This window comes from Acinetobacter sp. ANC 4973 (assembly GCF_002135275.1).
In the GTDB taxonomy this organism is placed as follows: domain Bacteria; phylum Pseudomonadota; class Gammaproteobacteria; order Pseudomonadales; family Moraxellaceae; genus Acinetobacter; species Acinetobacter kyonggiensis.
Window position 1 is genome coordinate 24,479 of sequence record NZ_NEGM01000009.1, and the last position, 12,322, is coordinate 36,800.

13 protein-coding genes are annotated in these 12,322 nt (G+C 39.8%); 10 read left to right on the top strand and 3 right to left on the bottom strand.

Annotated features, from left to right (window positions below; genetic code table 11):
- Positions 1-2 precede the first annotated feature (2 nt).
- The 4 genes from B9T30_RS11820 to B9T30_RS11835 all read left to right on the top strand — a co-directional run bounded on the left by B9T30_RS11820 (position 3) and on the right by B9T30_RS11835 (position 2,770).
- Positions 3-740, top strand: coding sequence for a DUF2063 domain-containing protein (locus tag B9T30_RS11820; RefSeq protein WP_086185166.1), 738 nt, complete (start codon positions 3-5; stop codon positions 738-740).
- Positions 741-759: 19 nt separating this feature from the next.
- Positions 760-1,377 carry an RNA polymerase factor sigma-70 gene (locus B9T30_RS11825; protein ID WP_086185167.1) on the top strand — a complete coding sequence of 206 codons (618 nt, stop codon included), beginning with the start codon at positions 760-762 and terminating at the stop codon, positions 1,375-1,377.
- Positions 1,371-1,550, top strand: coding sequence for a zf-HC2 domain-containing protein (locus B9T30_RS11830; RefSeq protein ID WP_086166211.1), 180 nt, complete (start codon positions 1,371-1,373; stop codon positions 1,548-1,550). The genes B9T30_RS11825 and B9T30_RS11830 overlap by 7 nt, the downstream gene beginning before the upstream one ends.
- A 575-nt stretch (positions 1,551-2,125) precedes the next feature.
- On the top strand, positions 2,126-2,770 hold the full coding sequence (locus B9T30_RS11835; RefSeq protein WP_086185168.1) for a hypothetical protein: 645 nt from the start codon (positions 2,126-2,128) through the stop codon (positions 2,768-2,770).
- Between the two features lie 61 nt (positions 2,771-2,831).
- Here the strand turns inward: B9T30_RS11835 and B9T30_RS11840 are convergent, their stop codons facing one another.
- Both B9T30_RS11840 and B9T30_RS11845 read right to left on the bottom strand, forming a co-directional pair.
- On the bottom strand, positions 2,832-4,022 hold the full coding sequence (locus B9T30_RS11840) for an MFS transporter (RefSeq protein WP_086185169.1): 1,191 nt from the start codon (positions 4,020-4,022) through the stop codon (positions 2,832-2,834).
- A 20-nt stretch (positions 4,023-4,042) separates the two neighbouring features.
- The gene (locus tag B9T30_RS11845; RefSeq protein WP_086185170.1) at positions 4,043-4,471 is read right to left on the bottom strand and encodes a RidA family protein; all 429 of its coding nucleotides are present in this window, start codon (positions 4,469-4,471) and stop codon (positions 4,043-4,045) included.
- A 71-nt stretch (positions 4,472-4,542) separates the two neighbouring features.
- Here B9T30_RS11845 and soxR point away from each other — a divergent pair, with 71 nt between their 5' ends.
- Positions 4,543-5,055 (top strand): redox-sensitive transcriptional activator SoxR, encoded by a 513-nt coding sequence (soxR, locus tag B9T30_RS11850; RefSeq protein ID WP_086185171.1) that lies wholly within the window; start codon positions 4,543-4,545, stop codon positions 5,053-5,055.
- Here the strand turns inward: soxR and B9T30_RS11855 are convergent.
- Complete coding sequence (locus tag B9T30_RS11855) at positions 5,052-5,978, bottom strand: DMT family transporter (RefSeq protein ID WP_086185172.1); 927 nt, start codon at positions 5,976-5,978, stop codon at positions 5,052-5,054. The genes soxR and B9T30_RS11855 overlap by 4 nt on opposite strands.
- A 972-nt stretch (positions 5,979-6,950) precedes the next feature.
- Here B9T30_RS11855 and B9T30_RS11865 point away from each other — a divergent pair.
- From B9T30_RS11865 to B9T30_RS11885, 5 genes are all read left to right on the top strand, one after another.
- Complete coding sequence (locus tag B9T30_RS11865) at positions 6,951-8,078, top strand: Re/Si-specific NAD(P)(+) transhydrogenase subunit alpha (RefSeq protein ID WP_086166205.1); 1,128 nt, start codon at positions 6,951-6,953, stop codon at positions 8,076-8,078.
- Positions 8,079-8,089: 11 nt separating this feature from the next.
- On the top strand, positions 8,090-8,416 hold the full coding sequence (locus B9T30_RS11870; RefSeq protein ID WP_004650250.1) for a proton-translocating transhydrogenase family protein: 327 nt from the start codon (positions 8,090-8,092) through the stop codon (positions 8,414-8,416).
- The gene (locus B9T30_RS11875) at positions 8,417-9,871 is read left to right on the top strand and encodes an NAD(P)(+) transhydrogenase (Re/Si-specific) subunit beta (RefSeq protein WP_086185173.1); all 1,455 of its coding nucleotides are present in this window, start codon (positions 8,417-8,419) and stop codon (positions 9,869-9,871) included.
- Positions 9,872-10,323: 452 nt separating this feature from the next.
- Positions 10,324-11,661, top strand: coding sequence for an ammonium transporter (locus B9T30_RS11880; RefSeq protein WP_086185174.1), 1,338 nt, complete (start codon positions 10,324-10,326; stop codon positions 11,659-11,661).
- Between the two features lie 11 nt (positions 11,662-11,672).
- Positions 11,673-12,281: a hypothetical protein gene (locus B9T30_RS11885; protein ID WP_086185175.1), complete on the top strand. Its 609-nt coding sequence runs from the start codon at positions 11,673-11,675 to the stop codon at positions 12,279-12,281.
- The last annotated feature ends 41 nt before the right edge of the window (positions 12,282-12,322 follow it).

Genomic DNA, 12,322 nt, shown 5'->3' on the forward strand with positions numbered 1-12,322 from the left:
ATATGAATACAGACAGGATATCTTTCCAGCAGGCTCAACAACAATTTTGCACTTGGATTCGTGAGCCACACAGTAAAGTGCCACAAACACTTTCACTTGAGCGTATGCAGGTGTATCGAGATTTGTTATTGAATAATGTTTGTTCTTTTATTGATTTGGTTTATCCCGTTGCTCGCTCAATGTTGCCCGAACAGCAATGGCAAACATTGTTAGAAGAATTTTTTCAAAAATCCAAGTGTCAGTCACCATTTTATAATGATATTTCACTGCAATTTAGGGAATATTTAACGGATCATCAGCATCCAATTTTGCATCAGTATCCTTGGTTGGCAGAGTTATTACAGTTTGAATGGCTGGAATTGTATTTAGATACTTTAGAGATTGAAGATAAAATCTATACGCAAACCGATTTTTGGCAATTGCGAACTCAAGTATGGGTATTGGTCTATCAATATCCAGTTTATCATTGGACAATCAATACGACACTTGCTCAAGTTGAACACGTTCCAAGTGCGATTATGGTTTGGCGAAATGAAGATGATCAGGTTTGTGTTGAACAGCTATCACCTTTATTGGCACTGTTAATTGAACAACTGAATCAAAAAGCAATGCTTGAATTAGAGCTGAGTAATTTGATCCAGTCAGCTGTAGCTAATTTATCAGCAGCAGAAATTCAAACACAAATAAAAAACTTATCTAAATTTCTAATAAAATTACAGTTATTATATATTTCAAAATAAAAAAACCTAAGGAAACGGGATGGCTCAAGCTTCAGTCGATCATGATGCCGTGTTAGGGCAGTTACAAAATCCAGTATTTTTAACGGATTTAAGACAACAAATGTTGAAATTTGCGATCTTACAACTTTCTTCATTTCAACAAGCTGAAGATGTCGTACAAGAAGCGTTAGTCAGTGCTTTGCAGCATACCGATTCCTTTTCTGGTCGTTCTGCTTTTAAAACATGGGTCTTTGCGATTTTAAAAAATAAAATAGTTGATTTGATTAGAAAAAAGTCTCGCATGGTGAGCATGAGCGAATTATTTCATGATGACGAAAGTGAATTAAGCATAGACGCATTATTTGACTCTTCAGGACATTGGCATAAATATGAAGCACCACAAGCATGGCAAAATCCTGAAGACATGATGGAGCAGCAAGATTTCTGGATTATTTTTGATGCTTGTTTAAATCATTTACCCGCCAAATATGCACAGGTTTTTATGTTACGAGAAATGATTGAATTAAGTTCAGATGAAATTTGTCAAAAACTAGAACTCAGTGTTTCTCATTTAAATGTGCTGATGTATCGCAGTCGGGTAAAGCTCAGAGAATGTTTGGAAAATAAATGGTTACTTAAGGAGGATTGCTCATGTTGACTTGTCGACAAGCAACGCAATTACTTTCTGAGAAACAAGATCGGCAACTGGTCTTGAAAGAGCAGAGTAGCTTACAACTGCATATCTTGATCTGTCGTCCATGTCGTCGTTTTGGGCAGCAAATGAAAACTTTGAGTCAGCTTTCGAAGGGTTTTAGGAAGTATGATAATTAAGCTGAGTAACGATTTGATTTAATCACGCCCTTTTATTTGAACTAAAAAGGGGCGATAAAATCGGTGGCTATTGAGTAAATACATATAAACTTTACAAATCGTGGCTAAAAAACCGATTAAATTAAAGGATGGATCTTGGTTATAGGCAGAGGAGTCGACTATTTTCAGTAATACCATCCAACCTTAGAGAGATATACACGTTTAAAAATATAAATAAACTAGAGGGTTGTGCTTAATATTGCATATATTCTGGACGTTATGCGTGTCTCTTTTAGGTCTAGTTTTTTAAATTGCATAAAATATTCCAATAAAAAAGCGACTGGTCTTATCCAGCATAGCGCGACAGAAATGTGAGGCTATCAGGAGCGGACATAAGTAGAAACCTAAAACAATGAAAAACTGAAGCGCGACTTATTACATGCTGTATTTAAAAACAATAACATCGGACTAAAAAACAGCAAGTTTGAAGAATAAGATGAGATAATAAATTATACCCATAATTTATTTATGGGTATTTGTCAAATCATCAGACATTCAGTGTGGTAATAAGCAATAAAAAAGTAGGAGGAAGCAAAATGATGCTTTTGGAAGAGATCTTTAAAAGTAAAAAAGCAGAACATTCAGATGCGTTTAATTTAAGAATTCATCGTGGCTTAAGTTGGTTAAAAAAATCAGCCGAATTGGATCAGGATCTTGATCTTAAATTTATCAGCCTTTGGGTGTCTTTTAATGCACTGTATGCACAAGATGTCGCAATCATGCAGGATAAACAATCCTTAAGACAGTTTTTATCTTTAATCTGCCAAAAGGATCAGGAGCAAAAAGTTTATAAAATTCTTTGGCAAAAATGTAATCATCTAATTGTTTTATTATTAGAAAATCCATATGTCTACCAAGGGTTTTGGGACTATCAAAATCAAAAAATAAGTCAAATTTCTTGGAAAGCAAGTTTTGATCAGGAAAAAAAACAGGCCCATCGTGCTTTACAGGCGAAAGACTCAGCTCATGTTTTGTGGATGGTTTTTAATCGACTTTATACCTTGCATAATCAAATGATTCTGGGGGGAACAACATACAATAGCGCTGTCAATCGTAAACAACTGCAAGATGCCTGTACTATTTTGGCTGCATTGTTGCCGATTTTTATCTATGTATTTTTGGAAAACCCACAGAGTCTTGATTTGGTGCAACCTTTTTATCCGATGGTACAAGTCTCATAACGAAAACTAAAATCATAACTAAAATTAAAAAAAAGCCTCTATAAAAAGAGGCTTCATATGCTTAAATTAGGCGTGTTTTATTATGATAAAGCTGATCAAGTAAAGCAAATAGCGCTGAACAAGTCACCAAACACAGTCCTGCAAGACAGGTCATGCTCCATCCACCATGATGCCATGAATAAACGCCAAGTGCAGAGCCGCAAGCTCCGCCAATAAAGTAGGCGGTCATATAGATAGAATTAATTCGTGATTTTGCGTCTGGACGTAAACGAAAAATAATATTTTGATTACTGGTATGCACAATGGTTAAGCCTAAGCTAATCACCCCATAGCCAATGATATAGCTGAATAAATATTGCCCACCCCAGTAGAAAAATAACCAACTGATCGCCAGAACCAAAAGACCAATCCACGTTAGTGATTGGGTATGACCTTGATCGGCAATTTTGCCAATTTTCGCTGTGGCCAATGCACCAAAAACACCAATCAGCGTCACAACACCGACCAAGACATCCGATAGGTTAAAGGGGGAGGAGGTGAGTAAAACTGCGATGGTTGAAAATAGAATACTCATTGCTGCAAAAGCAAAACCACCGACTAAAGCACGCAAGCCTAAACGTGGCTCTTCTTTTAAAAGCAGCGCCATTGATCTAAAAATGTTGGCATAACTCATTTTGAATACTGCAATATGCGGAAGTTTAGCTTTGAGTAAAAAAGCCAAAATCAGCATCAATATGGCGCTGACCACATAAATGAGTTTCCAGTTGAACAGATTGGACAGTAAACCTGCAAGACTGGTGGACAGCAGTAAGCCGACTAAAAGCCCACTCATTAAGAAACCCAGTACTTCCCCTGTTTTTTCGGGTTTTACCGCCATGGCTGCTAAAGGAATCAAGACCTGTGCTGCGACTGAAAATAATCCTACAATTACTGTTCCTAGCCAAAGCATGGGTAAGTTGACAGCAAAAGCACACATAAATAGTCCAATTGCAGCCAAAAACATTAACAGAGGAATAAATTTGGTTTTATTGACAATGTCACCGACAGGCACAATAAAGAGTAGACCTAAGGCATAGGATACTTGTGCAAAGGTGACGGTTAACGCCACTTGAGATTCAGGGACATTAAAATATTGTTGTATCGAATGGATTAAAGGCTGGCAATAATAATTTGCCCCTGCACATAAACCGCAGGCAACAGCCATCAACCATAGCAAAGATTTATCTTGGCTGATGTCGAGAGAGGTGTTCATAAAAGTCCCTTGCTTTTGTATTACTGACAATAAGCGGTTGCTTCAATTTCAATGAGCATACCGGCTAGTGCAAGACACGGGACAGGAATTAGCGTACACGCAGGGAAAGGCTGATCTTTCCAAAGTTTTTGCATTTCCTGAATTAAAAACTGATGTTTCTGGGGATTGTGATCAACCACTAAAATTCTTAAAACAGCAGTATCTTGCAGTGTTGCTTGTACATGGGTTAAAGCCAGTTCAATATTTTGAAAGGCTTGTCTGACTTGTACAGCAAAATCTGTAGATAAAAGTCCTCGTTGGTTTTCACCACCTTGTCCTGAAATGTGAAGGACACGTTGAAACTGTGTCACTTCGGCAATGTGACTATACGCAAAAGGTTGCGGGTTATAAAGTGTCTTTGGGTTAAGGAGTCTAAAAGCTTTGGATGATTGTTCAATACTTGAATTCATGCACGATTGTCCAGAAATGAGCGGTCAATTTTGCTAGTATCAAAGCTGAAGTTAACTTGAGGTCAAGCCTTATGACTGAAAAAGATGCACATCAGTGGATGACAATAGGTGAGTTGGCCCAGCGCAGTGGTGTAAGTGTCCCCGCGATTCGTTTTTATGAAGAAAAAGAATTGCTTTGGAGCATTCGTACCGATGGTAAGCAACGTCGTTATCAACGGGCTATGCTGCGCCGTGTAGCCATTATTAAAGTTGCACAGCAAGTCGGTATGAGCTTGCAGCAAGTTAAAGAGGCCTTTTCGGTATTGCCAAAAAATAAGGTGGCCAGCAAGGCGGATTGGCAAAAAATGTCGCAAAAATGGCAAGCCAGTTTAGATGGGCAAATTGTCAGTTTGTTGCAGCTAAGGCAACAACTCGATTGGTGTATAGGCTGCGGCTGTTTGTCTTTACAACAATGTCCGTTGCGTAATCCAAACGATCAACTGGCAGATCAATCTGCGGGTGCTCATTTTCAGCAGATATTATTGCAACTAGAAGAAAAGCCACAGTATTTCACCATTCAGCAGCAGTGTGTAGAAGATGATTAATGTGCCAGTTTCTTTTTCGATAGGGTAATCATCATGACCCCAACAATATTGAGCAAGCAACCAAACCATTGTATGGCATTCATGTGTTCACCTAACAAAGCCACTGCCAGAATAATGGTTAACACGGGGCCAATTGAACCAATCATTGCCGATTGCGCTGCGCCTAAGCGTGAAATACTTTGGGCAATCAAAATGGTGGGAAGTACCGTGACCAGTAAACCTAATGCAATACCATAACCAATCACACCGATGGGTAATTGCGTGAGTAATGCTATTGGATTGGGAATGGCAATAAAGTAATGGGTGAGTGTGCCGAAACAAGCGATGCTTAAGGCTAAGCCGGTGTAATTCCATGAGCCAAATTTATGAATTAGACGCGGGGTTAATAATAAATAGCTTGCAAAGCTGATGGCACTGGCAAAGACTAAACTGACACCCAACCAAAAATTGCCTTCATGCGCTACGCTACTTTGTTCCTGCAACATCACAATAACCGTACCACCATAACTCAGTGCAATCGCAATCGCGCTTTTTAGGCTGAGTTTCTGTTTATAAATGACGCTAGAGACAAGTACTGTAAGTGTTGGATATAAAAATAAAATAATACGCTCTAGTGATGCGCTGATATACATTAAGCCTGCAAAGTCTAACCAGCTAGACAAGTAATAACCAATTAATCCTGCAAAAATCAGTAGCATCCAGTCTTTAGGCGCGATATTTTTGTTGTGCTGCCGATTGAACCAACAAAGCAGTAAAAAAAAGGGCAGTGCACTAAGCATTCTGAGTGCCATAAGGACTGTGCCATCGACCAGTGGCGATAGTGCATAGGCCTGTTTAATAATAATGGCCTTGGTACTAAATAAAAAAGCGGCACCAATCGCGCATAAAGACCCTAATTGTGTAGCTGTCAAAAAACGGTTCATTTTACCTACTTGGCGAAGTGTGACTGCGCTCTGTAATGCAGTGTAGAAATGTGAATGATAAAGTTTTTCCCCGTAGAGTTGAAATGCAAAAAGATGATAACTGCGATTCCAGTTTGGAATGAATCCTCGAAATTCTGGATTTTATTTTAATTCAGTCGTGATAAAGCTTAGTTGAAATGAGTTGAGTCACGATTTTATTTAAAATATTAAAAAAATTTAGACCATAACAACAGGAAAAATCCCTAAAAATGACGATTTTACTTAGGCGTAATCAGAATATTGATGAAAATAGTTAAAATTTGCTCTAAAGTGGTGCGAAAAACACTCAAATAGATAAAATAAGGGTTAAATCATCACCTACCGAAATGGCAATCAAAAAAAATGTAATTATTTTTTGACCCAATTAGACTTATGGTGAATAGATGCTGTTATTAAAAATAACCATAGAAATGGGGAAAAATAACAAGAGCTGAATACTTACTGGGTCGCCCATTTTTTTAATGAACTGGAAAAAAACAGTTGGATTTCTAACAAGAGAATTTTCTTTATTGTGTCACTTTAGTCAATCTCATGAAAAGTAGAAGCTAAATGTGCCATTTTAGTGCTCAACAAGAACATCTTTAACTAAGAACTTGCTTGGTAATAAAAGTGCTGATTGTCAGAATGATCAATGGTTATTTTTAAATCAATCTAAAAAATAATGACCAGTGTTTAAATATAAAAATTGAGAAAGTACCGCAATGGCAATTAAGCTGATAAAAGTAATTTTAATGAAAGCGAAAAAAATAAATGCGCTATCGCATGATAATTTTTGTGAATCACCAGTTCAATATATGGGTATTTATTAAATAAATATTGGGTGGTAATTTAAAACAGTTCAATTAGAATCCAAAAATTCAACAAAAATGCATCTAGGGGGAAACATTGCGAATAGCGATGTTTACTTAAGAAAAACTAGCTTGAGGAAGGCTCATGCAGATCGGAATCCCAACCGAAACTGTTCTCGGTGAAAATCGTGTGGCAGCAACGCCAGAAACAGTAAAGAAGTTGATCAGTGCTGGTCATACAGTCGTCATTGAACGTAGAGCAGGCGTGAAAGCCGCTTATATTGACAGTGCATATGAACAGGTCGGTGCTAAAATTACAGATGATGCCTATACCGGTAGCCAAATTGTTTTGAAAGTTCGCGCCCCTAAAGGCGATGAAATTCAAAAGCTTGCAGCGAATACTGCTGTAATCGCAATGTTTGATCCGTATCGTAATACTGAACTTGACCAATTTGCATCTGCACAGGTGTCTGCATTTGCTTTAGAGCTTTTACCCCGTACGCTTTCTCGCGCACAAAACATGGATGTCCTGTCTTCTCAAGCCAACTTAGCCGGTTATAAATCTGTGCTTTTGGCTGCGGCAGAATATCAACGTATGTTCCCGATGCTCATGACCGCTGCTGGAACGGTAAAACCGGCTCGTGTGGTGATTATGGGTGTGGGTGTTGCAGGCTTGCAAGCCATTGCAACGGCAAAGCGTTTAGGTGCAGTGGTTGAAGCAACGGATTTACGTCCAACAGCTCGCGATCAAGTGGAATCTTTAGGTGGCAAGTGGTTAGACGTACCCATGTCTGAAGAAGAAAAGCAAAAAGCTGCCGATGCTGCAAAAAATGGTTATGGCTGGATGCCCGGCGAGCAATACATCAAAGACCAAGCCGCAATTGTCGACAAAGCTGTTTCCAATGCAGATATCGTGATTACCACGGCACTTTTGCCAGGCCGTGATGCACCCCGTTTAATTCGTGCTGAAACGGTTGCCAAAATGAAACCGGGTTCAATCATCCTTGATATGGCGGTTGAATCAGGCGGTAATGTTGAAGGTTCAAAATGCGGTGAAAATGTGGTGACCGATAATGGCGTGACTATTTTAGGTATTCCAAATATTCCAGCAACTGTGGCTACAGAAGCTTCGGCACTGTATGCACGTAATGTCTTTAATTTCTTAGAAACACTTTTTGATGCTGATAAGAACTTTGTTTTAAATCAGGAAGAAGAAATTCAGAAAGCCCTACTCGTCACTCATGGCGGCCAAGTGCTGTTAAAGCGTGGTTAAGGAGATAGATCATGGTTGAAACGATTACAATTTTCGTCCTTGCCATCTTCGTAGGTTACTACGTGGTTTGGGGGGTAACACCTGCTTTACATACACCATTAATGGCTGTAACCAATGCCTTGTCTTCAATTATTGTCGTTGGTGCAATGATTCAGACTGTGGGTATGCCAAGTATTGGGCTTGATGCAAACGTGGCTTTCCAAAGCATTAACGTGGTGAGCATTTTGGGTGCGGTTGCTGTGTTCTTGGCAAGTATCAATATTTTCGGTGGCTTCGCAGTAACTGCACGTATGCTGGAAATGTTTAAGCCTAAGCAAAAGAAAAAAGAGGGTTCATAAATGGAATTTATTCGAGACTATGCGGATTGGTTCTACTTAGTAGGCGCCGTTCTTTTTATCTTAACGCTACGTGGTTTGTCAGGTCCTAAAACCGCAATTGCAGGTAACCGTTACGGTATGATCGCGATGGCGATTGCTGTAATCACCACGTTCTTTGTGGCGAATCATCCTGTCGTTTGGATGATTGTCGGTGCAATGGTCTTAGGTGGTATTGTTGGTATTGCACGTGCGCGTACAGTTCCAATGACACAAATGCCTGAAACAGTAGCATTAATGCACTCATTGGTGGGTTTGGCTGCGGTATTGATTGCGATTGCTGCAATTCTACATAACAACCAACTCACAGCCTTGTTTGTGGAAAATGAAGCCGCTTTAACAGCAGCAGGCGTTGAACATGTACACATGAGCAAAATTCATTTATTTGAATTGTTTGTTGGTTGTTTTGTCGGTGCGATTACCTTTACAGCCTCTGTATTTGCTTATGGTAAATTGGCGGCAAAAAAATGGGCGAAAACCATTTCAGGTGCATGGGTTAAACCTCTACAAGCCAGCATTTTCCTTGCAATGCTCGTCTGTGGTTTCATGTTCTTCTCAACAGGCAACATGCAAGCGTTCTGGGCAATGACTGCTCTGGCATTGGCATTGGGTTGGGTTTGGATTGCACCCGTTGGTGGTGGTGATATGCCCGTTGTGGTCTCGCTATTAAACTCATTCTCTGGATGGGCGGCAGCGGGTATTGGTTTCACGCTTGAAAATAACATGTTGATTGTTGCAGGTTCACTGGTGGGTTCATCGGGTGCAATTCTGTCTTACATTATGTGTAAAGCCATGAACCGTTCAATCATCAATGTATTGTTTGGTGGTGCAATGGGTGGCACAGCAGCACCGACAGCAGCAGCAGGCGATAAAGTACAGCGTAACCATCGTTCAGGTTCTGCGGATGATGCGGGCTTCTTAATGTCGAATGCCGATAGCGTTGTAATTGTACCGGGTTATGGTATGGCACAAGGTCGTGCACAAAATGCAGTGAAAGAACTTGCGCATATCTTGAAAGAACAAGGGGTAACGGTGCGTTTTGCCATTCACCCTGTTGCGGGTCGTATGCCAGGTCACATGAACGTATTGCTGGCTGAAGCGGATGTTGCTTATGAAGACATCTTAGAGATGGATGAAATCAACTCTGACTTCCCTGCAACAGATGTGGTGTTAGTGATTGGTGCGAATGACGTGGTAAATCCTGCGGCAAAAGATGATCCAACATCACCAATTTATGGTATGCCAATTCTTGAAGCCCACCGCGCTCGAACCATTATGGTGATCAAACGCTCAATGGCGACAGGTTATGCAGGTCTAGACAATGACTTGTTCTATAATGATAAAACCATGATGATTTTTGGTGATGCCAAGAAAGTTGTGGAAGATATGACCAAAGCAATTAATGGTTCTGGCCATTAAATCAAAGTCTCAAGTCCTTCTTTGATAAAGAGGGATTTAGGGAGATTAAAAACCACCTTCGGGTGGTTTTTTATTGTCGAAATCTTTTGGCTTAATGCTATAGATGTGAAGTAATTTTAGCTTTAATGCTTTGGGTCGCGCTTGATGATAAAAATAACGCAATTTTAAGATCCTCGTTCATCTGAGAGGGCATCTAAAATTAACCATGCTTGCTGATCTTTCTACGCCATTTGGCGCAATATTGTTATGCACTCAATAAAGTGCGACATAAAGTAGCATTATCTTATTTTTTTTTAATTATTGTTAAAAAAATAATATTTTTACTTCGCCTATTTTAAATAAAGTTGCCTATAAGAAAGCTACTTCGAAGGATACGATCCAACATCAATCATCGCTTTGGTTTATGGCATTGATTTTGCTATTTAGATGAATAATCTTTGGGGAGATTATTCATGAAAAAAATAAAATATTTATTCTTGTTGTTATGCTGCATCGCCTTGCCAAGTTTTGCCGCAGAATCATTAGCAACTCCAGCTCAAAATATTCAAGAAATCCGCTTATCTCTCGATAGTGTCTGGGTGGTCATGGGGGGAATTCTGGTCTTTTTTATGCAGGCTGGTTTTGCATTGGTCGAAAGCGGTTCTGTGCGCAGTAAGAATACTGTTAACGTGCTGATGAAAAATTATATGGATGCATGTTTGGGAGGACTGGTCTTTTGGTTACTCGGTTTTGGGTTAATGTTTGGGGTTAACGCTTCAGGTTGGATCGGGACAAGTCATTTTGCACCCAATGTGATGGATGATTGGCATTGGAATTTATTGTTCTTCCAAATGATGTTTGCAGCAACAGCAACTACTATTGCCAGCGGTGCTATGGCTGAACGCATTCATTTTGTTGCTTATGTGGTCAGTGCAGCAGTGGTGAGTGGTTTGATTTATCCGATCTTTGGAAGTTGGGCATGGGGCAGTATTTTTGATGGCGAAGGTTGGTTAAAAGCTTTAGGTTTTATCGACTTTGCTGGTTCAACTGTGGTGCATTCAATCGGTGGTTGGGTGGCATTGGCAGGGATTATTGTCTTGGGTCCTCGTTTAGGACGTTTTGGTCGAAATGGACAAAGTCACCATTTGGCAGGGCATAACCTACCGTTAGTTGCATTAGGCGGCTTTATCCTTTGGTTTGCATGGTTTGGTTTTAATGCCGCGTCAACAGTGAATGCCAGTGTCAGTATTGGTCGAATTGCCCTAAATACCCATTTGGCTGCATGTTCTGGCGCAGTTGCTTATATGCTGTATGCGCTGATTCGTGGCAAGGCAATTCTAATGAAGACCACCATTAATGCTTCATTGGGTGGTTTGGTTGGAATTACCGCAGGCTGTGCAACCATGTCACCATTATTTGCTGTTATTACCGGCTTAACCGCGGGTTTGATTGTTAGTGTAATGCCAAGCTTAATGGAAAAATTAAAATTGGATGATGTGGTGGATGCGGTTACTGTACATGGTTTTTGTGGGGCATGGGGAACGGTAGCGGCAGGCTTATTTTTTGAAGCAGATTTGTTTAATTCACATATTATTTCGATTCAGGTTTTAGGTGTGGTCGCTGCATTTGTTTGGGGCTTCGGCATTGCATTTGTGGTCTTTAAAGTGCTGGACAAACTTTTAGGTGGCTTGCGTGTGAGTAAACAGCATGAACAACGTGGGTTGGATTATACCGAACATGCCGAACTCTCTTATCCAGAATTTCAGCGTGATGTGACTTTTGAAACGGACGATATGACCAAACGCCACTAAGGAGTTGAGCAATGCCGAATGAATTACTCAGTGTGATACAAAAGAAACAAGCGATTGAACGTGGTCTCAGTGACTATATGAATGCTACGGTATTGGAGCGCGTACTGAATTACTGGGAGCAAGAATATGGAGACCAGCCTTCTTTTGTGCTCAATCGCTTTTTAAGTGAAATTTGTAATACCGATGAATTACGTTTTTATCGCAAAGAGATGCTAAGAAAAGTACTATCTGAAATGTCGGCTGTGGAGAAGCAGGTTTTATTGGAAATCAAACCGAAACTAGAGCCAGAAGAACTTATTTCAATAGATATTGCCGATGCGTTCTTTGGCTTGGTTGATGCAGTGACGTTAACTGTTACAGCAACTGATTTGAATGACTTTAATGATGAAGTTAAACAACAGCTACAAGACATGGGTTTAGCGATTGAGACATCGGTAAAAATTAATGATGCTGCTTTTATTGAGGTTTTACCACTGACCCTTTATGCCCAAGTGATTACCATCATATATGAATGTTATTGTGAGTTTTATGGGCCAGCCAAGGCAGATCAAGTCTATGCAAGGGCGAAAATGCAGATTAAAACCAAATATCCTGATGTTGATTTACATCAATTATTATAGTTGCAATGAATCATCTTGCTGCTGTGATTAAGTTTGTTGGT